Origin of the sequence: Saccharopolyspora rectivirgula DSM 43747 (assembly GCF_000497205.1) — a bacterium.
GTDB classification, from domain to species: Bacteria; Actinomycetota; Actinomycetes; order Mycobacteriales; family Pseudonocardiaceae; genus Saccharopolyspora; species Saccharopolyspora rectivirgula.
The window spans coordinates 19,583-40,710 of sequence record NZ_AYJW01000006.1; the positions used below are offsets into that span (position 1 = coordinate 19,583).

General features: G+C 71.0%; 21 protein-coding genes. 9 read left to right on the plus strand and 12 right to left on the minus strand.

Features of this window, described 5'->3' with window-relative positions; genetic code table 11:
- Positions 1-90: 90 nt before the first annotated feature.
- The 5 genes from alc to SREC43747_RS0102940 form a co-directional block, all read right to left on the minus strand.
- Positions 91-1,242 (minus strand): allantoicase, encoded by a 1,152-nt coding sequence (alc, locus tag SREC43747_RS0102920; RefSeq protein WP_029719659.1) that lies wholly within the window; start codon positions 1,240-1,242, stop codon positions 91-93.
- Positions 1,243-1,280: 38 nt separating this feature from the next.
- The gene (gene allB, locus SREC43747_RS0102925) at positions 1,281-2,636 is read right to left on the minus strand and encodes an allantoinase AllB (protein WP_029719660.1); all 1,356 of its coding nucleotides are present in this window, start codon (positions 2,634-2,636) and stop codon (positions 1,281-1,283) included.
- Positions 2,637-2,706: 70 nt separating this feature from the next.
- Entirely contained in the window at positions 2,707-3,837 is a 1,131-nt protein-coding gene (locus tag SREC43747_RS0102930) for a glycerate kinase (protein WP_152528300.1), read from the minus strand.
- Between the two features lie 16 nt (positions 3,838-3,853).
- Positions 3,854-4,729 (minus strand): 2-hydroxy-3-oxopropionate reductase, encoded by an 876-nt coding sequence (locus SREC43747_RS0102935; RefSeq protein WP_029719662.1) that lies wholly within the window; start codon positions 4,727-4,729, stop codon positions 3,854-3,856.
- 11 nt (positions 4,730-4,740) lie between these two features.
- On the minus strand, positions 4,741-5,550 hold the full coding sequence (locus SREC43747_RS0102940; RefSeq protein WP_029719663.1) for a hydroxypyruvate isomerase family protein: 810 nt from the start codon (positions 5,548-5,550) through the stop codon (positions 4,741-4,743).
- Positions 5,551-5,710: 160 nt separating this feature from the next.
- Between SREC43747_RS0102940 and SREC43747_RS0102945 the strand changes: the two genes are divergently transcribed.
- The 8 genes from SREC43747_RS0102945 to SREC43747_RS0102985 all read left to right on the plus strand — a co-directional run bounded on the left by SREC43747_RS0102945 (position 5,711) and on the right by SREC43747_RS0102985 (position 12,493).
- Positions 5,711-5,968, plus strand: a complete 258-nt coding sequence (locus tag SREC43747_RS0102945; protein WP_029719664.1) for a thiamine-binding protein — start codon at positions 5,711-5,713, stop codon at positions 5,966-5,968.
- A 9-nt stretch (positions 5,969-5,977) separates the two neighbouring features.
- Positions 5,978-6,334, plus strand: coding sequence for a helix-turn-helix domain-containing protein (locus SREC43747_RS0102950; protein ID WP_029719665.1), 357 nt, complete (start codon positions 5,978-5,980; stop codon positions 6,332-6,334).
- A 219-nt stretch (positions 6,335-6,553) separates the two neighbouring features.
- Positions 6,554-7,069 (plus strand): 2-oxo-4-hydroxy-4-carboxy-5-ureidoimidazoline decarboxylase, encoded by a 516-nt coding sequence (gene uraD / locus SREC43747_RS0102955; protein ID WP_029719666.1) that lies wholly within the window; start codon positions 6,554-6,556, stop codon positions 7,067-7,069.
- Entirely contained in the window at positions 7,066-7,401 is a 336-nt protein-coding gene (gene uraH / locus SREC43747_RS0102960) for a hydroxyisourate hydrolase (protein ID WP_029719667.1), read from the plus strand. Before uraD ends, uraH begins: the two co-directional genes overlap by 4 nt.
- Before the next feature lie 6 nt (positions 7,402-7,407).
- On the plus strand, positions 7,408-8,298 hold the full coding sequence (gene pucL / locus SREC43747_RS0102965) for a factor-independent urate hydroxylase (RefSeq protein ID WP_029719668.1): 891 nt from the start codon (positions 7,408-7,410) through the stop codon (positions 8,296-8,298).
- Between the two features lie 191 nt (positions 8,299-8,489).
- Positions 8,490-9,887, plus strand: coding sequence for a nucleobase:cation symporter-2 family protein (locus SREC43747_RS0102970; RefSeq protein ID WP_051387621.1), 1,398 nt, complete (start codon positions 8,490-8,492; stop codon positions 9,885-9,887).
- Positions 9,888-10,169: 282 nt separating this feature from the next.
- A complete protein-coding gene (locus tag SREC43747_RS0102975; RefSeq protein WP_029719670.1) occupies positions 10,170-11,228 on the plus strand; it encodes a S8 family serine peptidase in 1,059 nt (352 codons plus the stop codon).
- A 347-nt stretch (positions 11,229-11,575) separates the two neighbouring features.
- Positions 11,576-12,493 (plus strand): serine/threonine-protein kinase, encoded by a 918-nt coding sequence (locus SREC43747_RS0102985; RefSeq protein WP_029719671.1) that lies wholly within the window; start codon positions 11,576-11,578, stop codon positions 12,491-12,493.
- On the opposite strand, the gene SREC43747_RS0102990 is transcribed toward SREC43747_RS0102985, so the two are convergent.
- The 3 genes from SREC43747_RS0102990 to aceB are packed head-to-tail and all read right to left on the minus strand — an operon-like array spanning position 12,490 to position 15,758.
- On the minus strand, positions 12,490-12,801 hold the full coding sequence (locus SREC43747_RS0102990; RefSeq protein WP_029719672.1) for a hypothetical protein: 312 nt from the start codon (positions 12,799-12,801) through the stop codon (positions 12,490-12,492). The genes SREC43747_RS0102985 and SREC43747_RS0102990 overlap by 4 nt on opposite strands.
- 54 nt (positions 12,802-12,855) lie before the next feature.
- Entirely contained in the window at positions 12,856-14,109 is a 1,254-nt protein-coding gene (locus tag SREC43747_RS0102995) for a DUF6986 family protein (protein ID WP_029719673.1), read from the minus strand.
- A gap of 56 nt (positions 14,110-14,165) precedes the next feature.
- On the minus strand, positions 14,166-15,758 hold the full coding sequence (aceB, locus tag SREC43747_RS0103000) for a malate synthase A (RefSeq protein WP_029719674.1): 1,593 nt from the start codon (positions 15,756-15,758) through the stop codon (positions 14,166-14,168).
- Between the two features lie 236 nt (positions 15,759-15,994).
- Between aceB and SREC43747_RS0103005 the strand changes: the two genes are divergently transcribed.
- On the plus strand, positions 15,995-16,774 hold the full coding sequence (locus SREC43747_RS0103005) for an IclR family transcriptional regulator (RefSeq protein ID WP_029719675.1): 780 nt from the start codon (positions 15,995-15,997) through the stop codon (positions 16,772-16,774).
- 22 nt (positions 16,775-16,796) lie between these two features.
- Here SREC43747_RS0103005 and tsaE read toward each other — a convergent pair whose 3' ends face one another.
- From tsaE to SREC43747_RS0103025, 4 genes are all read right to left on the minus strand, one after another.
- Positions 16,797-17,282, minus strand: coding sequence for a tRNA (adenosine(37)-N6)-threonylcarbamoyltransferase complex ATPase subunit type 1 TsaE (gene tsaE / locus SREC43747_RS0103010; protein WP_152528301.1), 486 nt, complete (start codon positions 17,280-17,282; stop codon positions 16,797-16,799).
- Positions 17,279-18,310 (minus strand): alpha/beta fold hydrolase, encoded by a 1,032-nt coding sequence (locus SREC43747_RS0103015; RefSeq protein WP_051387634.1) that lies wholly within the window; start codon positions 18,308-18,310, stop codon positions 17,279-17,281. The genes tsaE and SREC43747_RS0103015 overlap by 4 nt, the downstream gene beginning before the upstream one ends.
- Positions 18,311-18,345: 35 nt before the next feature.
- Positions 18,346-19,491 (minus strand): alanine racemase, encoded by a 1,146-nt coding sequence (alr, locus tag SREC43747_RS0103020; protein ID WP_029719678.1) that lies wholly within the window; start codon positions 19,489-19,491, stop codon positions 18,346-18,348.
- 67 nt (positions 19,492-19,558) lie between these two features.
- Positions 19,559-21,055, minus strand: coding sequence for a bifunctional ADP-dependent NAD(P)H-hydrate dehydratase/NAD(P)H-hydrate epimerase (locus tag SREC43747_RS0103025; protein ID WP_029719679.1), 1,497 nt, complete (start codon positions 21,053-21,055; stop codon positions 19,559-19,561).
- Positions 21,056-21,128 lie beyond the last annotated feature (73 nt).

The window sequence follows — 21,128 nt, forward strand, 5'->3', positions numbered from 1 at the left end:
GGACTTTTTCGGATGTGTGCACCCCGGGTCAATGATCGCGCCCGGAAATACTCCTGCGGGAGTAGCGCAACGCCCGACCGCGCACCGCGGTCAGTCGGGCAGCAGACCGATCAGCTCCGCCGGCAGCGCCCCCGTCACGGGCCGGCTCGCGACCAGCTCCGCCACCCGCTCCGCGGAGGTCCCGCCGGAACCGCTCAGGACTTCCCGCGCCTGCGGCTCGGGGAGCGCGTTGAACCAGGACCGGACGAGCTGCTGGTGCCCCTCCGGCGCGGCTTCGCCGTGCAGCCGCAGCCGCGCCATCCCGCCGTCCGGGTAGATGTCCACGCGCACCCGGGTGACCTCGGCCCGCACCGGCAGCCGGAACCGGTGCCGGGTGTCCGGTTGCAACCGGGTGCGCGGCAGCAGTTCGGTCCAGCTCTGCGGGTCCTCGGGGTCGTGCTCGCGGGTGTCGCACCCGGAGAGCGCGGCCCACCCGGGGGCGTTGCCGACGAAGCAGCTGGTGTCCAGCTCCGCCCAGTGCACGATCCCCGGGGCGGCCAGCTGCACGCTCACCCAGTCGTTGCCGTCGTCCCGGCGCCGCGCGGTCTCCCACCCCTCGCCCATCACCCGGGCCGGGCCGGGGAGCAGCAGGTTGGTCGGCGAGGAGTAGAACATGTTGCTGCAGCCGGCGATCCGGCCGCCGTTCTCCAGCGCGGCGAGGTCGAACCGGGCCGGCAGCCAGCGCGGGTCCGCGATCGGTTCCCCGCGCACCCGCAACCGGGCCACGCCTCCGTCCGGGTGCAGGCACAGCCGGACGTGGGTGTAGCGGTGGTCGTCGTCCACGTCGAAGGTGTTGCGGGCGTCGCCCCGCACCGGTGTTCTGGGCAGGATCTCGGTCCACTCCGCGGCCATCAGTTCGTCCGGGCTGGGGTAGCCCTCGACCGCGCAGGCCTGCACCGACACCTCGGGCGGGTAGTTCCCCTTGAAGAACGCGGTGTCCACGACGAGCTGGCGGATGGCACCGGGCAGGCCGAGGCGGACGATCGCGTAGTCGTGGCCGGGTTCTCGGCGCCGCCGGGTTTCCCACCCGTCGTACACCTGTCCCTTGTGGCCGAAGGTGTGGGGCTGGAAGACCGGTTCCTCCGGCTTGATCAGGTTCTCCCGTTCCGCGAACAGCTCGTCGTTGGCGTGGACGACGCTGCCGCCGACCGCGCGGGACGCCAGGTCCGGCAGGACGGCCGGGGACGGGGCGGTGCTGCTCATCAAGTCCTCCTGGGCGATGGGTGGGGAGCGGTGCCGCTTCAACCGGCTCGGTCGAGCAGGTGCCCGGCGGGCGGCGGGATCTCTCCGGGGCGGTACGCGAGCTGCCCGCGCAACCAGGTGGCGCGCACGACGCCGGCCAGCGGGCGCCCGTGGTACGGGGTGACGGGGTTGCGGTGCTGCAGCTGGGCGGCATCGACGACGAACGCTTCGTCGGGCGCGAAGACGCAGAAGTCCGCGGCGAACCCGGGAGCTATCGCGCCCTTGCCCGCCACCCCGGCGATCTCGGCCGGCCGGGCGGCCATCCACCGGACGACGTCGGCCAGCTGGTGGCCGCGCTGCCGGGCCTGGGTCCACACCGCGGACAGGCCCAGCTGCAGGCTGGAAACCCCGCCCCAGGCCTGTCCGAAGTCACCGGTGTCGAAGCGCTTCAGCTCCGGCGTGCACGGCGAGTGGTCGCTGACCACGCAGTCAACGGTTCCTTCGGCCAGTCCTCGCCAGAGCAGTTCGCGGTTGCCGGCTTCCCGGATGGGCGGGCAGCACTTGAACTGGGTGGCGCCGTCGGGGATCTCCTCGGCGCAGAAGGTCAGGTAGTGCGGGCAGGTCTCCACCGTGACCCGCACCCCGTCCGCTCGAGCGGCAGCGATCTCCGCCAGCGAGTCCGCACAGGACAGGTGCAGGACGTGCACGCGGGCCCCGGTCTTCCGGGCCAGTTCCAGCACTCCGCTGATCGCGGTCCGCTCGGCGCGCGGCGGGCGGGAGGCCAGGAAGTCGGCGTAGCGCCGGCCGCTCGGTTGCGGCGCGGAGTCGATGGAGGCGGCGTCTTCCGCGTGCACGATCAGCAGCGCGTCGCAGGCGGCGATCTCCTCCATCGCCCGGGCGAGCTGATCGGAGTCCAGCGGGGCGAATTCGTCCACTCCGGAGTGGAGCAGGAAGCACTTGAAGCCGAAGACCCCGGCCTCGTGCAACTGGCGCAGCCCGGCGAGGTTCTCGGGCACGGCGCCACCCCAGAAGCCGACGTCGACGTGCACCTTCGACCGCGCCGCGCGGTGCTTGACCGCCAGCGCCTGCGGGTCGGTGGTCGGCGGCAGGCTGTTCAGCGGCATGTCCAGGACGGTGGTGATCCCACCGGCCGCGGCCGCTCGGGTGGCGGTTTCGAAGCCTTCCCACTCGCTGCGGCCCGGCTCGTTGACGTGCACGTGGGTGTCCACCAGCCCGGGCAGCAGCACTTCGTCCGGCTGCAGTTCGACGGTGCGGGCGGCTGGCAGGTCCGCGTCGGGCGGCTCGACCGCGGCGATCCGGCCGTCGCGCACGGCCACGGCTGCTGGGACTTCCCCGTCCGGACCGATCATCCGCCGGGCGCGGAAGACGACATCGAACGGCGCGGTTTCGTCCAACGGGACCTCCTCGAGGTGTTCAACAAAATGTTGAACAGTTTGCGGTGCGCGGTCAAGGCCGCACCGCCGCTCAAGTCCCGCTCAGCCAGTCGCGAGCCAGCTGCTCGCCCACTCGGCCCAGCAGCGGCGCCGCCTGCTGCACGCACCGCTGCGAATCGGGCTCCAGGTCCACCAGGGCGTACACGTCGGCGATACCGGCCTCGCGCAGCTGCGCGGCCGACAACCGGCAGCGCCCGACCACCGCCACCACCGGGATCCCGGCGGCGCGCGCCCGGGCCGCCACTCCGGCCGGCCCCTTGCCGCGGAGGGTCTGCTCGTCCAGCGAGCCCTCCCCGACCACCACCAGGCCGCTGCCGGCCAGCAGCCGCTCGAAACCGGCCAGTTCCAGCACCACCTCCACGCCGGGGCGCATCCGCGCGCCGAGCACCGACAGCGCGGCGAACCCCACCCCGCCGGCGGCTCCCGCGCCCGGCTGCGCGGCCGCATCGCGCCCACCGGCAGCCACCACTGCCCGCGCCCAGCGCTCCAACGAGCGCTCCAGCTCGGCCACCTGCTCGGGCCCAACGCCCTTCTGCGGCCCGTACACCCGAGCTGCCCCGTGCGACCCGAGCAGTGGATTGTCCACATCGGAAGCGAGAACGATCTCCCGATCGGCCAAGCGTCGATCCAAATCGGACAGATCCACCGATTCCAGGCGGGCCAGCGGACCCCCCCCCGGCGGCAACGGCCGTCCCGCCGCATCGGTCAACCGCGCCCCCAGCGCGGCCAACAACCCGGCACCGCCATCGGTGCAGGCGCTACCGCCCACCCCCAGCACGATCGTGTCCGCGCCGGCGTCCAGCGCGGCCCGCAGCGCCTGCCCGGTGCCCAGGCTGCTGGCCCGGAGCGGGTCCAGTCGGTCCGGCGGCAGCAGCGCCAACCCGGACGCCGCCGCCAACTCCACCACCGCGGTGCGGTCGCGAACCGCGATCGCGGTGTCCACCGGCTCCCCCAGCGGCCCGCTGACCGTGACGGGCACCGGCTGGAAGCCGCTGGCCAGCGCGGCGGCGACGGTGCCGTCCCCGCCATCGGCCACCGGAGCCTGCCGGACGTCGACGCCCGGGGCGACCCGGCGGATGCCGTCGGCCAGCGCCGCCGCCACCTCGGCAGCGGTCAGCGACCCCTTGAACTTGTCCGGGGCGAGCAGCACGGGAGTGGCCAAACCGATCTCCGATCGCTCAATCGCGCCCGTTGAGCTGGGCGATCTGGCGGAACAGGGCGGAGTGGTCGAGCTTTCCGTCCCCCTGGGCGTTGGCCGCGGCAACCAGCTGGCCGACCAGCGCGGTCAGCGGCGCAACCAGCTGCCGCTGGCGGGCGGCGTCCTGCACGATGCCGAGGTCCTTGTGGTGCAGTTCGAGCCGGAAACCGGGAGCGAACTCCCGCTCGCGCATCTTCTCCGCCTTGGCGTCCAGCACCGCGCTCCCGGCGAGCCCGCCGCCCAGCACTTCCAGGGCCGGGCCGGTCTCCACCCCGTGCGCTTCCAGGAACACCAGGGCCTCGGCCAGCAGCGCGATGTTGCCGGCGACGACGAGCTGGTTGGCCGCCTTCACCGTCTGACCGCTGCCGACCGGGCCGACGTGCACGACGGTGGAGCCCACCGCCCGGAGCACTTCCCGGGCCGCGGGGAAGTCCTCCTCCGCCGCGCCGACCATCACGGACAGCGTTCCGTCGATCGCCTTCGGCTCTCCGCCGCTGACCGGCGCGTCGACCACCCGAAGTCGACCGGCGGCCCTCTCGGCGATGCGCCGCGGCACGTCCGGGCGGACCGTGCTGCAGTCGATGAGCAAAGCCCCTTCGGGGGCGTTGGCCAGCACCCCGTCCTCGCCCAGCACCACCGCCTCGACGTCCGGCGAGTCCGGCAGCACGGTGATGACGACGTCGGCGTCGCGGACCGCTTCGGCCACGCTGGACGCCGCTGCACCGCCCTGCTCGACCAGCCGCTCGGTCTTGGCCGGGCTGCGGTTGTAACCGGTCACCTCGTGGCCGGCGCGGACCAGGTTCGCCGCCATCGGTCCGCCCATGATGCCCAGTCCGATGAAACCGATCTTGCTCATTGGCCGCCTCCTCACCGCAGCAGCCGGTCCATCCACCCGAAGCTGTCCGCGCTGGCACCGCTCGGCCGGTACTCCAGCCCGATGTTGCCCCGGTAGCCGGCTGCGTCGAGTTTGCCCAACAAGTGCCCGAAGTCGAGCTGCCCGGTGCCGGGTTCCCCGCGGCCCGGCGCATCGGCGAGCTGCACGTGCCCGATCTCGGCGGCGTGCTCGTCGATCACCGCGTCCAGGTCGTCGCCGTTGACCGCGAGGTGGTACAGGTCGCACAGCAATCGCACGTCGCCCGCACCGGCCTGCTCGCGGACCCGGTGGACCACCGCGAGCGCGTCGGCCGCGGTCCGCAGCGGATAGCCGGGGGTCCCGGACAGCGGTTCGACCAGCACCGAGCCACCGATGCGCTGGACGGCGGTGGCCGCTCGGGCCAGCTGCTCGACGGCGGTCTCGTCCTGCTCCGCCGCGCTGACCCCGTCGACGCGGCTGCCGTAGAGCGCGTTGAACGCCCGGCAGCCGAGCCGTTCCCCGATGCCGACCACCACGTCGACGTTGTCGGCGAACTCGTCGGCCCGGGCCGGGTTGCTGAGCACGCCGCGCTCCCCCGCCGGCATGTCGCCGCCGAAGAAGTTCAGGCTGACCAGCTGCACCCCGGCGTCCTCGACAGCGCGGACGAACCGGTCGACTTCCCGGTCGGCCGGAACCGGTTCGGCGAACGGCCACCAGAACTCGACCGCGCTGAACCCGGCCTCCTTGGCCGCCGCCGGCCGTTGCAGCAGGTCCAGCTCGGTGAACAGGATGGAGAGGTTGACGTCGAAACGTTCGATGTGCACCAGGGTTCCCCCGCTTCCGGTCGGCCGCTCTTGCTGCCCGCAACCGGGCATTATCCGGCACCGCCCACCCCCAGCACCGGCACACCGCCTTCCCCGCTCGCGGCGAATCCGGAAGACTCGGTCGCGGCAGAGGCGACCACGGCACGTCCGGGGAGGACCGATGATGCTGCGAGCCGAGTTCACCACCGAGCCCTTCCGCGGGGAAGGCGATCCGCCGGAGCACGCCGTGGCGGCGCGCGACTGCCTGCGCACCGCGGGGTTGGAACCGGACTTCGGGCCGTTCGGCACGACCCTGGAAGCGGACCGCGAGGAGCTGCTGCCCGCTCTCGCGCAGATGCTGGACGCCGCGCTGAGCGCGGGGGCGACTCGAATCACGTTGCAGATATCCGCGACGCCCTCCCCCGAAGAGCGGGCTTAGGCTGGTGGCGTGCATCCGCTGGCCACCGCGATAGCCCCGCTGCTGGAGCAGATCGGCGCCGTCGCCGTGCCGCTGGACGAGCGGGAGCCCGGGGACGTCGTGCTGCACTGGGAGGGCAGTCCCGCGATCGCGGTGCGGCTGCCGGACGCGGGGCTGGTTTCCGCGCTCGACCGGCTGATCGCCCAGGTGGAGGCGGAGTTGGGTGGTCGGCTGGCCGACCTCCCGCGGGAGGAGAAGCAGCGCGCGGTCCGCCTGCTGGAGGAGCGCGGCGCGTTCACGGTGCGCAAGTCCGTGGAGGCGGTGGCCAGAGCACTGGGCGTCAGCAGGTTCACCGTCTACAACTACCTCAACCGGGAACGCGGCTGATTGCTGCGAGCGGGTGGTCCTGCCGCTTCCGCCGCCCGGCGGAACGCCGGGACTCGATGCCGTTCTCGTCCACCCCTGACCAGGAAATTCCCCTCTTGATCACGCTGACCAGCTAGTTCAACAAACTGTTGACACCTTGCGGGGTTGGCCGTAGTTTTCTGCCTCACCAGCTGCCAGGACCGCAGTGATTGACGAGAACGCCCCGTCCGGAGGGCCGGAATGCCGACACCAGCCACGCCAGGCCTGCCCAGGATCAATTCCCTACCGGCCGACGAACTCGCCCCGGAACTGCTCGCCTGCCTCGACGTCCCCCGGTGGGCCGACGACATCATCCGGCAGCGGCCGTTCGCCACCGCCACCCACCTCTACCGAGCAGCGGACACCGCCGCCCCCGGGCTCACCCGCGCCGAGATCCACCGCGCGCTGGCCGCGCACCCGCGCATCGGCGAACGCCCGTCGGAGAGGTCGAGCACCGCAGCTTGGTCGCGCACCGAGCAGTCCGGTGTGGACCCAGCCGACGAGCGGCTGATGCAACAGCTGCGAGAGGCGAACGCCGAGTACGAGCGCCGATTCGGGCACGTCTACCTCGTCTGCGCCAGCGGCCGCAGCGGCGCGGAACTGCTGGAGATCCTGCACTCCAGATTGGACAACGACCCGGAGACCGAAATGGCCGTGGTCGCTGACGAACTGCGCAAGATCGCCCGACTTCGACTGATGAAGGTGGTTGAGCAATGAGCGCCGTCACCACGCACGTGCTGGACGCGAGCCGAGGCACCCCGGCCGCCGGGATCACCGTCCGACTGGAGCAGAACGACGGCGCGGGCTGGACGGCGATCGCCGAGGCGACCACCGACGCCGACGGGCGGATCCGCGACCTCGGCCCCGACCGGCTCACCGCCGGCGACTACCGGTTGACCTTCGAGACCAGCGCCTACTTCGCGGACCGCGGGGTCGAGACGTTCTACCCGCAAGTGCAGATCGCTTTCCGGATCAGCGATCCGGAGCAGCACTACCACGTCCCCCTGCTGCTGAGCCCGTTCGCCTATTCCACTTATCGAGGGAGTTGACCACCAATGGGGATCGTCATCGGCGCCAACCAGTACGGCAAGGCGGAAGTCCGCCTGGTTGCGGTGGACCGCAGCACCCCCCGGCACAGCATCAAGGACCTCACCGTCAGCACGTCGTTGCGCGGCGACTTCGACGCCACCCACCACGAAGGCGACAACTCGGCGGTCCTGCCCACCGACACCCAGAAGAACACCGTCTACGCCTTCGCCAAGCAGCAGCCGGTCGGCGAGATAGAGGACTTCGCGCTGCGACTGGGCCGGCACTTCGTCTCCTCCCAGCCGACGGTGCACGGCGCCCGCATCCTGGTCGAAGAGCACAGCTGGGACCGGATCCCGGTCGGCGGCTCCGGGCACGACCACTCGTTCCTGCGCAGCAGCGACGAGAAGCGCACCACCGCGGTGACCATCGACGGCGACCGCGAGCACGTGGTCTCCGGGCTGAAGGACCTGCTCGTCCTCAAATCCACCGGCTCCGAGTTCTCCGGCTACGTCAAGGACGAGTACACCACGCTCGCCGAAACCGACGACCGGGTGCTGGCCACCGCGGTCACCGCGCGGTGGCGGTACTCGAGCACCGACGTCGACTGGGGGAAGACGTTCGAATCGGTGCGCTCGGCGATGCTGGAGGCGTTCGCCGTCACCCACAGCCTGGCGCTGCAGCAAACGCTCTACGAGATGGGCAAAGCCGTGCTCGCCAAGCACCCGGAAGTGGCCGAAGTGCGGCTGTCCCTGCCGAACAAGCACCACTTCCTGGTCGACCTGTCGTTCTGCGGCCTGGAGAACAACAACGAGGTCTTCCACGCCGCCGACCGACCGTACGGGCTCATCGAAGGTGTCGTGAAGCGCGACGACGCCGAAGAGGACCCCATGGCCTGGTACAGCCTGCCGGAATTCTGAAGTCCCGAGAAGAACCACCGCGCGTCCAACGAGGACCGGAGCGGGGTCGCCGAGCAACCGGCGACCCCGGTCACCACGACAGCTCCCGCGCCGTGCGGACGGCGAAACCACCCGTAACACCAGCGAAAAACAGCAGTCAGCAGCTGGCAGAAGGATGAGATCACCGGTTTTCCCGCGTTCCAGGAGCCCCCATGCCCTTCTTCCGGACGCGACGCAAGAGCAGCCCGGCGGAATCTGATTCGCACCCGGTGGACGAAGTGCTGCCGGCTGGTCGGATGACCGTTTACGGGCTGCAGCACGTCGTCGCCATGTACGCCGGCGTTGTCGCCCCACCGCTGATCATCGGTGAAGCCATCGGCCTTCCCCCGGTGGAGCTGGTCCTGTTGATCGGGGCCAGCTTGTTCTCGGCCGGCATCGCCACCCTCCTGCAGTCGCTGGGCATCTGGCGCGTGGGTGCCCGGCTGCCGTTCGTCAACGGCGTCACCTTCGCTTCCGTGGCACCGATACTGGCGATCACGGGGCAGCAGGACGGGACGCAGAACCCGCTGTCGGTCGTCTACGGAGCGGTGCTGGTTGCCGGGGCGCTGGCCTTCTTGGTGGCGCCGGCCTTCTCCCGACTGGTCCGCTTCTTCCCCCCGGTGGTCAACGGCACCGTCATCACGCTGATCGGCCTGTCCCTGATGCCGGTGGCCATCAACTGGATAGCCGGCCAAGACCCTGGTGCGGCCGACTACGCCGCCCCGGAGAAGATCGCCCTGGGCGCGACCGCGTTCGTCCTCGTGCTGCTGTTCAACCGGTTCCTCCGCGGGTTCTGGAACCGCATCGCCCTGCTGCTGGGGCTGGTGGCCGGCACCCTCATCGCCTGGCCGTTGGGCCAGGTGGACGCCACGACCTTCCGCCAGGCGCCGATCTTCGACGCGCCGCTGCCCTTCGCGCTGGGAGCCCCGTCGTTCAGCATCACCGCCACGGTCGCGATCTGCATCGTGATGCTGGTGGCCATGATGGAGAGCACGGCGGACATGATCGCGCTCGGCGAGATCGTGGACCGCCCGGCCGACGAGCGCACCATCGCGGCCGGGTTGCGGGCGGACGGCGCCGGCAGCGCGCTCAGCGCGGTCTTCGGCGGCTTCACCTGCAGCGCCTTCGCCCAGAACATCGGCCTGGTGGCGTTGACCCGGGTGCGCAGCCGCTACGTGGTGGCCACCGGTGGCTTCCTGTTGATCCTGTTAGGACTGTTCCCTGTGGTGGGCGCGGTGATCGCCCTGGTGCCGCAACCGGTGCTCGGCGGCGCAGCGCTGGTGCTGTTCGGCTCGGTCACCGCCAGTGGCATTCGGACGCTCAGCAAGGCGAAGCTGAGCGACCCATTCAACGCGCTGATCGTGGCCGGCTCCCTGGGCATCGGCCTGATCCCGGTGGTGGCACCGGAGTTCTACGCGCACTTCCCCGAATCCCTGCGCACCATCCTGGATTCCGGCATCAGCACCGGGTGCATCGTCGCCCTGCTGTTGAACTTGCTGTTCACCACCACCCGGGGCGGGACGCGGACCGCGCTGTCCGGTTCGGACACCGGCGAACCGGCGACCGGGTAGCGCAACACCGGAGCAACAAAGGATTTTCTTCCCCACCGCTGCTCCAGGCGCTCCCCCGCACGTCCGGAGCAGCGGGTCATGACTCCGAACGCAGCAACCAGCACCGCTGCACGACCTCTCCCCCACTGCTGCTTCCATCCGAAATTAACGGGCGATAACCGGAACGCTGGTCCCAATGTCGCAATTGGATGCTGCGCTCAGCTGCATTTCGAGAATGTTGCGCAACACATTCATCGCTCCGTCGTTTTCCGCGTGAAGTTGCACCAACCTCTGGGAGCAGCAATGCGGATGCGATCTCTGATCACTGCGGGACTGATCGGCATGTCAGTCGTCGCAGTCCCGGCCACGGCGGCCGGGCAACCCTCCGGCGATCCGCTCGCTGAGCAGCAGTGGGGGCTCGACCAAGTGCGGGCCCGCGAAGCGTGGGGCACGAGCACCGGGGAGGGCGCGGTCATCGCCGTGGTGGACACCGGCGTCGACCTCGAACACCCGGACTTGAAGCCGAACCTGGTCCCCGGCGCCACTTTCGTCTGCGAAGAAGAGCCAGCGCCCTGCGGGAACGGGGACTGGAAAGGAGTTGACGGGGTAGGACAGGAAACCGACGTGCACGGCACGCACGTCGCCGGCATCGCCGCGGCGGCGGCCAACAACGGCACCGGCATCGCCGGCGTCGCACCGAACGCCAAGATCATGCCGATCAAGGTGCTGGAGAACGGCTCCGGCTCGTTCGCCGACATCGCCGCCGGCATTCGCTACGCAGCCGACCACGGTGCCGATGTCATCAACATGAGCCTCGGCGCGCAGCCCGGCGCCCAGCTGCTGACGCTGCTCGGCCTGCAGTCCGAGGCCAAGGACGCGATCGCCTACGCCCGGGAGAAGGGCGTGGTGGTGATCGCCTCGGCGGGCAACGACACCTTCCCGCTGTGCGCCACCCCGGCTTGGGAGCCCGGGGCGCTGTGCGTGACCGCGACCGACCAGGAAGAGAAGCATTCGCTGTACTCCAACTTCGGGATCAAGCCCGACATGAAGGTGGTCGCCGCCCCGGGCGGGGCCAGTGGGGACTGCACCGAGGACGTGATCTCCACGGTTCCGCGGGGCACCGGCTCGAGCGAGTGCGGGGGCGCCGACTACGACGCCTTCGCGGGCACGTCGATGGCCGCCCCGCACGTCTCCGGGGTCGCCGCGCTGCTGGCTGCTCAGGGGCTGGACGCCGACGGGGTGGAGGAAGCGCTGTTGAGCACGGCGCGCAACCCCTACCTCGACACCCGCGGTGTGTACACCCCGCTCGACGGCTACGGGATCGTCGACGCCGCGGCCGCACTGCACCACCGCTCCACGTGAGAGCTGCGCCGGCCGCTCGCCGGCGCCTCGTTGCCGCCCCGGGTGCGCCTGCCGGGGCGGCAACAAACCGAAAAGCCTCGACCAAATCGCGAAATACGAGGAGAATGGCCCCGCCAGTCGATATGTTGCGCAGATCGCGGAAGGGGTCGTTCGTGGACTTCTCCAAGCTGTTCAAGCTGGTCTCGCCGGCCAAGCACGTTTCGCACGGGCACTCCAGCAGTGCGCCTCGGCGCTACCGCTCCAGCAGCGATCACCGGCGCCGCTTCTCCAGCAGCGATCATCGGCGACGTCGCTCCTCCAGCGACTACCGACGGCGCAGTCTCAGTTGACCGGGCCGCCTGCCGACGATGGTGTCCGCTGATACTTCAGCTTCCTACTACTCCGAGGAGACCAGCTCACCAGCCACCAGGCAGGTGCTCGCCCCCGGAGAACTGCTCGCCACGGGTTACCGAGTAGTAGCGCACTTGCGCCGGGGGAGCCGGCTCGACGTCTACGACGTCTGGAGCGAGGACCGGAGCTGCCGCTGCGTGGCCAAGACCCTCCGCCCGGATCGGGCCGACGACCAGCGCGCTCTCGGCTGGCTGCGCAACGAGGGCGTCATGCTCACCCAGCTGACCCACCCGAACCTGGTCCGCGGCTACGAGATCGTTCAGACCCTCCCCCCGGTGCGCCCGGCCGTCATCACCGAAACCGTGCCCGGCAGCACGCTCGGCTACCTGATAGCCGAGCACGGCCCCCTGGACCCGCCGGACGTGGCGGTGCTGGGGATGCAACTGTGCTCGGTGCTCGGCTACCTGCACCGGCGCGGCTGGGTGCACTTGGACGTCAAACCATCCAATGTGGTCGCAGTGGGCGGACGAGCGGTGCTGCTGGATCTGAGCCTGGCCTGTCGGATCGGGGAGCGCAGCTCCGCCGGCACGTTCGACTACCTGTCCCCCGAGCAGGCGCGGGGTGCCGAGATGACCCCGGCCGTGGACGTCTGGGGGCTCGGCGTCACCCTGTACGAGTCGCTGTGCGGGCGCACCCCGTGGGCCGACTTCTCCCACCGGGAGCGCACCAGCAACGGCGGCCGGTACTACCCGCAGACCGATCAGGTGGCCGCCCCGCTGCGCACCTTCCGCAGGGACGTCCCGGCAGCACTGGCCAAACTGGTCGACACGTGCCTGGAACCGGCCCCGGGAGCGCGGCCGACCATCGCCGAGGTCTCCGCCCAGCTGAGCGACTGGTGCGGGTTGGACCCGATGACGGTGGGGGCGGAGGACTAGCGGCGGCGCCGGAACGCCACCGCGAAGGCGACCAGCGCGACCGCCAAGGCGATCTGTCCACCGAGCACGATGCGGTTGACGCTGACCGCCGGGTGCCAAGCGACCTTCCCGTCGGCGGAAACGGAGAACGCGCCGACCGGTTTGCCGACCACGCCCACGCCCCGATCGCCGCCGATCCGGCCGAAGCGGGTCTTCGCCACCGGGACCAGGACGGTGTCGCCCTGCCGGACGGGTTCGCCGAACACCTGGTTGGGGGCCGGCCGTCCGGCCAGGTCTTGCGGTGTCCCGCTGCGCTCTTCCTCGGCCATCGCGTCCCTCCGCAAACGGCGCTGTCCTGCTTCCAGTGGCACCAGCCACTGTAGTCAGTTCCGCGCCAAGTCGCGGAGGGCCTGCTCGTCCAATCCGGTCAGCTGGCGGACCTCGTCCGCATCGGTGCCGCCGTTGTCCAGCGCGCGGACGAAGAAGCCGGCCAGCGCCCGGGCGGTGGCCGGTTCGTCGAGCACCGAACCGGTGGTGGCCGCGACGTAGTCGGCGATCCGCTGCGCCGCCGCCGGGGCGGCTTCCCGGAACGCGCTGAACACCGCGGCGTACCTGGTCACCAGCTGTCCGGGGTGCAGGTCCCAGCCCTGGTAGAAACCGTGCTCGAGGGAACGCCTGGTCAGCTCGTAGTGCGTGCGCCAGCCGGACCGCACCTGGTCGCCGACGGGCAGCACGTTGGTGGAACCGTCGGAGAGGAATATGCCGGTACCGGCCGCCGACACCTGCATGACGTGGCGGGCGAAGTCGCAGGCCCGGTGCGCCAGGTGCTGGTGCTCGGCGGTCAACCCGCAGCTGGCGGTGTAGTCGTAGGTGCCGAAGTGCAATCCGGACACCCGGCCACCGGCCGCCCGCACGAACCGGGGCAGCGCGATCCGCCCCTCCGCGTCCACCACGGACTGCGGCGTTTCCACCTGGATTTCGAACCGCAGCGAGTTGTCCGGAATCCCGAGCTGCTGCTCGAGCAGTTCCAGCAGCTCGACGAAGACCTCCACCTGCAGCGCGCTGATGACCTTCGGGAAGGTCACCACGAAACCGCTCGGCAGACTGCCCCACTGCTGCAGCAGGGCGGTGAGGAAGATGTCCAAGGTGCGGATCGAACGGGCTCGCAGCTCGGGGGTGTCGAAGGACTTCACCCGCAACCCGAAGCAGAACGGTTCGGCCCCGTCCTGCAACCACCCGGCGACCACCTCGGCGGCGCGTTCGGCGTCGGCGTCCTCGACCTCGTCCGGGCGGTTGCCGTAGCCGTCTTCGAAGTCGATCCGCAAGTCCTCCACCGGTTCCCGGCGGAGCTTCCAGCGCACCCGCTCGTGCACCGCGGGCGCGATCTGCGGGGCGAGCCCGAGGATGTCGGTGAAGTCCTCGGGCCCACCCGCGTGTTCGTCGAGCGCGGCGAGCGCCTGCTGACCCCACTCGCGGACCGTGCCGGCCCCCACCTGGTCGGCCGGGACGTAGCAGGTGTGCACCGGTTGCCGCACCTGTTTGGTTCCGGGGTACACCTGCTCTTTCAGCTCGTCCACGGCGGACAGCCGGGAGAGCCGGGCGGAAACCGCTTCGGACCGCAAGGAAATCCTTGGCACTTACCCGCTCCTTCCGGGAACCCGGGAGCCCGCTGCGGGCTCCCGGCCGGTGCTACTCAGTCGATCTGCTCATAAGCGGGCAGGGTGAGGAAGTCAACGAACTCGTCGGAAATCGCCACCTGCTCGAACAGCTCGACGGCCTTGCTGAGGTGCTCCACCGGGAAGCCGGGCTCGGCCCGCAGCTGCTTCTCGGTGTCCGCCAGCACCTCGCGGACCAGGTCCTTGGTGACCCGCTCGCCGCTGGCCAGCACGACGTCGTTGTGCACCCACTGCCACACCTGGGAGCGGGAGATCTCGGCGGTGGCGGCGTCCTCCATCAGGTTGTGGATGGCCGCCGCGCCGTTGCCGCCCAGCCAGGACACCAGGTACCGGACGCCGACGTCGACCGCGCCGCGCAGGCCCTCCATGGTCTTCTCACCCGGGGTGGAGGCCACGTCGAGCAGCTGCTCAGCGGTGATCTGGACGTCCTCGCGGGTGCGGTCGATCTGGTTCGGCTTGTCGCCGAGGACCTTGGTGAACTCCTCGTAGCAGACGTCGACCAGGCCGGGGTGGGCGACCCAGGAGCCGTCGAAGCCGTCGTTGGCCTCGCGCTTCTTGTCGTCGTGCACCTTGGCCAGCGCCTTCTCGTTGGTGGCCGGGTCCTTGGTCGGGATGAACGCGGCCATGCCGCCGATGGCGAACGCGCCGCGCTTGTGGCAGGTGCGCACCAGCAGCTCGGTGTAGGCGCGCATGAACGGCGCGGTCATGGTCACGGCGTTGCGGTCCGGCAGGATGTACTTGTCGGAGTCGCGGAAGGTCTTGATGACGCTGAACAGGTAGTCCCAGCGGCCGGCGTTGAGACCCGCGGAGTGGTCGCGCAGCTCGTAGAGGATCTCCTCCATCTCGAACGCGGCCGGGAAGGTCTCGATCAGCACCGTGGCCCGGATGGTGCCGTGCGGGATGCCCAGCTCCTTCTGGGCGTGGGTGAACACGTCGTTCCACAGGCGAGCCTCGAGGTGGCTCTCCATCTTCGGCAGGTAGAAGTACGGGCCGCTGCCCCGGTTGATCAGCTCCTGCGCGTTGTGGAAGAAGTACAGGCCGAAGTCCAGCAGCGCCGCCACCACGGGCTTGCCGTCGACCAGGACGTGCTTCTCGTCGAAGTGCCAACCGCGGGGCCGGACCAGCGGAACGGCGTGCCGCACGTCATCGCGCAGCTTGTAGTGCTTGCCCTCCGGCGAGGTGTACTCGATCTGCTTGCGGACCAGGTCGTACAGGTTGACCTGGCCGGAGACCACGTTGTGCCAGTGCGGGGTGTTGGCGTCCTCCAGGTCGGCCAGCCAGACGCGGGCGCCGGAGTTCAGCGCGTTGATCGACATCTTGCGCTCGGTCGGGCCGGTGATCTCGACCCGGCGGTCCAGGATGTCGGCCGGCGGCTCGGCGACCTTCCAGTCGCCCTCGCGGATGTGCTTGGTCTCCTCCAGGAAGTCCAGCCGGCCCTTCTTGGCGGCCTCTTCCCGACGCTGCTTGCGGCGCTCCAGCAATTCGTCCCGGCGAGCGCCGAAAGCCCGCTGGAGCCCGGCCACGAACTCCAGCGCCTCCTTGGTGAGGATCTCGTCACCGCGCTCGACGGCACCGCCGAGCACCTGCACACCCTGTGGCAATTCGGACATGGGAAGTCAACCTCTTTCTGCTGCGGGGTATTCGGACGGTGGCTGCTGGCTCACCTTGCCGCGCGGAGCACGTCTTCGCACCTGGCGATGCGCGACGACGAGGCTCGCATGCGGTACTCCTCAGTTTTTCTGCATCGTGGATGTTAGTTTCCATATAGCGTTCGAAGCAACTGAGCTGTGGCACCCGCAACCGGCTAAACTGCGGCTCAGCCCGCTATGTGGAGGGGAGTTCAGCAATGACTACTGGCTCGCGCCAGACGAACGGCAGCGGAGGCGTGCAGTCGGTCGAACGTGCCTTCGAACTCCTCGAGCTGATGGCGGACGCCGGTGGCGAGGTGGCGCTGTCCGAACTCGCCGACAAGTCCGGGCTCCCGCTGCCGACCATCCACCGCATCGTCCGAACCCTGGTCGCAGCCGGGTACGCCCGCCAGCAGCCGTCCCGCCGCTACGCGCTGGGCTCCCGACTGATCCGGCTCGGCGAAACCGCCAGCCGCGCCCTCGGCTCCTGGGCCCGCCCCTACCTGGCGGAGCTCACCGAAACCACCGGGGAAACCTCGAACATGGCGGTGCTGGACGGAGACCAAGTCGTCTACGTGGCGCAAGTGCCGTCCCAGCACTCGATGCGGATGTTCACCGAAGTCGGGCGGCGGGTCGACGCGCACGCCACCGCGGTCGGCAAAGCCGTCCTGGCGACCCTGCCCCCGGACGAGGTCACCCAGCTGCTCACCCGCAACGGCATGCGCCCGCAAACCGAGCGCACCATCACCAGCGTGGACGCCATGCACGAAGAGCTGGCGCGGATCCGCCGGCAGGGCTACGCCGTCGACGACGGCGAGCAGGAAGTCGGGGTGCGCTGCTACGCGGTCGCGGTCCCCGGCGCCCCCGCCGGCGCGGCGATCTCCATCAGCGGCCCGGAAGGGCGCATGGTGCGCATCTCCACCGACGAAGTCATCCCGCTGATGCAGCGGCTGGCCCGCGAACTGTCCACCGAGCTCAACGTCAGCCGCTCGCACTGAAACCGCGGGGGCACCCCCCGCGCTACTCGAACTGCTCGACCAGCTCGACGACCCGCTGCTCCCACCGCTCCCCGTGCGGTTCCAGGGTCAGCTCGCGGACGTCGTCCGGCCGCCGCTGCAACCGGACGGCCAAGAAGCTGTCGGCGAGCTGCTCCGCCATCCCCGATCCCCACTCGACCACCACGGCCGACTCGGTGAGATCGGTGTCCAGGTCCAGGTCGTCGATCTCCTCCAAGCCGCCCAACCGGTAGGCGTCGACGTGCACCAGGGCCGGCCGGTCCGCCACGTCCGGCCGGTGCACCCGGGCGATCACGAACGTGGGCGACGTGACCGCTCCGGTGACGCCCATGCCGGCGGCGATGCCCCGGGTGAGCACGGTCTTGCCGGCCCCCAGCGGCCCGTCCAGCAGCACCAGGTCACCGGCCTGCAGCAGGGCCCCCAACCGACGCCCGAAAGCCAGGGTGTCCTCTTCACGCGGCAGCTCGACCGTCCGCAGGGCAGAGCTCACGACCGGCACCTCCCGCACGCTCTCCTCACCAGTTCCGCCAACTGCTCGGTGACCAGCTCGGGGCGCTCCAGCATCACCTGGTGCCCGGCCCCGCTGACCTTCACCAACCTGGCCGCCGGCAACTCCCCGGCCAGCACCTCGGCGTGCGGGGAGAACGGGGTCACCCGGTCCGCCTCGCCAGCGAGGATCAGCACCTCGCACCGGCGCAGCGCCGCCAACGCGGCCCGCCGGTCGTGCTCGCTGAGGGTGTCCAGGAAATCGGTGACCACCCGCACCGTGGTGGCCCCGATCATCTCCGCCATCAGATCGACGACCTCCGGCGGCACATCGCGGTCGCCGAAGGAGAGGTTGCGCACCAGCCGCCACGTCACCTGGTCCCCGAGCCGCCGGGTCCGCTCCACCAGCTCCGGCTGCACCCCGGCCAGCACCGCCAAGCCCCGCGGCAGCGGGTTCCGGCGGGACAACCACGTCTTCCCCAACCCGGAAGACCCCACGTCGCCCGCCGAAGTGCTCATCAACGCCACCCCGCGCACCCGGTCGCGGAACAGCTCCGGGCGCTGCTCGGCCAACGCCATGATCGTCATGCCGCCCATCGAATGGCCGACCAGCACGACGTCCCCGGTGGGTGCGACGGCCCGCAGCACCGCGTCGAGATCCCGACCGAGCTGCTCGATCGTGCTGCCGCTCTTGGTGGACTGCCCGGAACGTCCGTGGCTGCGCTGGTCGTACAGCACCAGGCGGACCGGCGGGTCGGCGAGACCGGGGAGGTCCCGCTGCTGGAAGTGCCAGCACCGGGAATCCAGCGCGAAGCCGTGCACGAAGACCACCGTGACCTCGGCTTCCGCCCCACCCGCCGGCAGCACTTCCCGCACCACCAGCGGAATCCCGTCATCGGCCGCCACCGTGGACTGGCGGTCGACGGGGAGCCGCCCCAGCGGCTCCTCCTGGGCGGCGGCGCGCCGGGCCATCGCCCGGGTGCTGTGGGCGAACGCGCCCACCACCGCACCGGTGGCCGCGGCCCCGACCATGCCGCTCACCCAAGCGGCCGTCTGCCAGACGGACCTCACGCGGGCTCCCGCGAGTCCACCACGGTCCGGCTCACCCGCGGCCGGTACATGCCGGTGACGATCTCGTAGTGGATCGTGCCGATCTTCTCGGCCCACTCGGCAGCGGTCGGCTCACCTCGATCTCCCGGGCCGAACAGCACCACTTCGTCCCCCACCGCCACTGCGTCGTCCCCGCAGTCGACCACGAGCTGGTCCATGCACACCCGGCCGACCACCGGGCGGCGCTTGCCGGCCAGCCACACCGACATCCGACCGGACAGGGTGCGCGGCACCCCGTCCGCGTACCCGACGGGAACCAGCGCCAAGGTGGTCGCCCGTTCCGCGGTCCACAGCTGCCCGTAGGAAACACTCTCCCCGGCCTCGATCCGCTTGGTCAACACCACGGACGAGCGGAACGTCATGGCCGGCCGCAGCCCGTGGTCGCCGTGCTGCGGCACCGGGTCCAGCCCGTAGACGGCGATGCCCGGGCGCACCAGCTCGAAGTGCAAGTCCGGGCGGGTCAGCACGGCCGCCGAGTTGGCCAGGTGCCGGATGGGGGTCAACCCCGCCGCGCGGGCCTGCTCGTAGGCCCGCTGGAACCGGTGCGCTTGCTGGTCGATCGACGGGTGGCCGGGTTCGTCGGCGCAAGCCAGGTGCGACCACACCGCGACCACTTCGACGTGCCCGTCGGCCTGGGCCTTCGCCGCCTCCTCGACCAGCACCGGCCACAGCTCGGCGGGACTGCCGTTGCGGGACAGCCCGGTGTCGATCTTCAAGTGCACCCGGGCGGTGCGCCCCTGCGCGGCCGCGGCCGCCGCGATCCTCCGCAGTTCACCGCTGGAGGAAGCCGAGAGGTCGATGTCGGCGGCAATGGCCGGGGCGAAATCCACGTCCGCGGTGTACAGCCAGCACAGCAGGGGAACGGTGAAGCCGGCCTCGCGCAGCCGCAGCGCCTCGTCGAGGGTGGCCACCCCCAAGCTGTCGGCGCCGGCTTCGAGCGCGGCCCGGGCGACGTGCACGGCCCCGTGGCCGTACCCGTCGGACTTCACCACGGCCATGGTCCGAGCTCCCGAGTTGCGGGCGAGCCCGGACAGCACCGTCACGTTCCGGCGGATCGCGCCGAGATCGATTAGCAGATCAGCGTGGTAGGACTGGGCAGTCATGGCCCTGCCATCGTCGCACACCACCCGGGGACGTTCCGGTGCTCACCCCGGCTGACCAGCGCTCCCGTCAGCTGCGGCCGCAGGCCCGGACCCGGCGGATGGCTTCCGGGACCGCCCGCAGCACCCCGGACGCCCCGGTCGGCGCGCCCGGCGCCCCGCCGGCGGCGATCTCCGCGGCCAGGGTGTGCACGTAGGCGGCGTAACCGCAGGCCAGCCACGGATCGATGCCGGCGGCCAGCAGCGCCCCGATCAAGCCGGAGAGCACGTCCCCGGAGCCGGCGGTGGCCAGCCAAGCGTGCGGTGAGTGGTTGACCAGCACCCGCCCGTCCGGGGCGGCGATCAGGGTGGTGTTGCCCTTCAGCAGCAGCACCGCGTTGAACCGCTCGGCGACTTCCCGGGCCTTGGCGACCCGGTCGGGCCCGGGCTTCTCCCTCACCAGCCGGGCGAACTCCCCCTCGTGCGGGGTGAGCACCAGCGGGGTGTCCGGGTCCCGGGCGTCCCACAACGTCGGGTCGCTGCTCAGCAGGGTGATCGAGTCGGCGTCGGCGCACACGGGGTGGCCGTCCTCGAGGATCCCGGCCAGCACGTCCCGGCCGCTGGCCCCGGTGCCGATGCCCGGGCCCACCACCCACGCCTGCACCCGTCCGGCGTCCCCGACCGAACCGGTGGCCACCACCTCCGGCCAGTGCGACCGCACCAGGTCGGCGACCGGACCGGCGTAGCGCACCATGCCCGCTTTGGCCTGCACAGCAGCGCCGGCGGCCAGCACCGCGGCCCCCGGGAAGCGGGCCGACCCGGCGGCGATCCCCACGATCCCCTGGGTGTACTTGTTGTCCTCCGGGCCGGGAACCGGCCAGTTCGCCCCCACGTCCGCCGCCTCCAGCAGGTGCAGCTCGGGGTCGTCGAGGTGCCCGTCGAGCCCGATGTCGACCACCTCGGTGCGCCCGCAGTGGGCGGCGGCGGGGGTCAGCACGTGAGCGGGCTTGTAGCCGCCGAACGTGACGGTCACGTCGGCGTCGATCGCGGCGCCCTCGACCGCCCCGGTCAGCGGGTCCACCCCGCTGGGCAGGTCCACCGAGACGACGGGGACGTCGATGCGGCGGGCCAGCTCGGCGGCCACCGGGCGCAGCCCACCGCGGGCGGACAACCCGACGATGCCGTCGACCACCACGTCGGCCCGGTCGAGCGCCCCCGCGGCCTGGGCACCCACCCCCGCGGTGTCCGCGTGCTCGTCCTGGGCCGGCACGGCCCGCCCCCCGCTGCGGCGCAGCGCGGCCAACCCCGCCGGGTGCGCTTTCTCCGGAGCCAGCAGGACAGCGGTGACGCCCGCTCCGCGGCGGCGCAGGAAGTGCCCGGCCCACAGGGCGTCTCCCCCGTTGTTGCCGGCGCCCACCAGCAAGGTGACGTGGCGACCGGCCACTCCTCCGGTGCGCTCCTCGAGGACCTGGGCGGTGTGGACCGCGACCGCGTAGGCGGCCCGACGCATGACCTGCGGTTCCGGTACCCGGGTGAACAGCCGGTCTTCGGCGGCGCGGATCTGCTCCGGGGTCCACACTCCTAGCATCTGCTTCCTCCTGGCTGTGGTGCGGCCGGAACGAACTCCGGTCTGCTGTTCTCGGAAGACGACCAGCGGTGCC

Coding starts and splice junctions, on each gene's coding strand:
- aceB (WP_029719674.1), bottom strand. CDS start 15,758: ATGTCCGAATTGCCACAGGGTGTGCAGGTGCTCGGCGGTGCCGTCGAG.
- SREC43747_RS0102985 (WP_029719671.1), top strand. CDS start 11,576: ATGGTGTCCGCTGATACTTCAGCTTCCTACTACTCCGAGGAGACCAGC.
- SREC43747_RS0102990 (WP_029719672.1), bottom strand. CDS start 12,801: ATGGCCGAGGAAGAGCGCAGCGGGACACCGCAAGACCTGGCCGGACGG.
- SREC43747_RS0103025 (WP_029719679.1), bottom strand. CDS start 21,055: ATGCTAGGAGTGTGGACCCCGGAGCAGATCCGCGCCGCCGAAGACCGG.
- pucL (WP_029719668.1), top strand. CDS start 7,408: ATGGGGATCGTCATCGGCGCCAACCAGTACGGCAAGGCGGAAGTCCGC.
- uraH (WP_029719667.1), top strand. CDS start 7,066: ATGAGCGCCGTCACCACGCACGTGCTGGACGCGAGCCGAGGCACCCCG.
- SREC43747_RS0102975 (WP_029719670.1), top strand. CDS start 10,170: ATGCGGATGCGATCTCTGATCACTGCGGGACTGATCGGCATGTCAGTC.
- SREC43747_RS0102970 (WP_051387621.1), top strand. CDS start 8,490: ATGCCCTTCTTCCGGACGCGACGCAAGAGCAGCCCGGCGGAATCTGAT.
- SREC43747_RS0103005 (WP_029719675.1), top strand. CDS start 15,995: ATGACTACTGGCTCGCGCCAGACGAACGGCAGCGGAGGCGTGCAGTCG.
- uraD (WP_029719666.1), top strand. CDS start 6,554: ATGCCGACACCAGCCACGCCAGGCCTGCCCAGGATCAATTCCCTACCG.
- SREC43747_RS0102935 (WP_029719662.1), bottom strand. CDS start 4,729: ATGAGCAAGATCGGTTTCATCGGACTGGGCATCATGGGCGGACCGATG.
- SREC43747_RS0103015 (WP_051387634.1), bottom strand. CDS start 18,310: ATGGTCGGGGCCGCGGCCACCGGTGCGGTGGTGGGCGCGTTCGCCCAC.
- alc (WP_029719659.1), bottom strand. CDS start 1,242: ATGAGCAGCACCGCCCCGTCCCCGGCCGTCCTGCCGGACCTGGCGTCC.
- alr (WP_029719678.1), bottom strand. CDS start 19,491: ATGACTGCCCAGTCCTACCACGCTGATCTGCTAATCGATCTCGGCGCG.
- SREC43747_RS0102945 (WP_029719664.1), top strand. CDS start 5,711: ATGATGCTGCGAGCCGAGTTCACCACCGAGCCCTTCCGCGGGGAAGGC.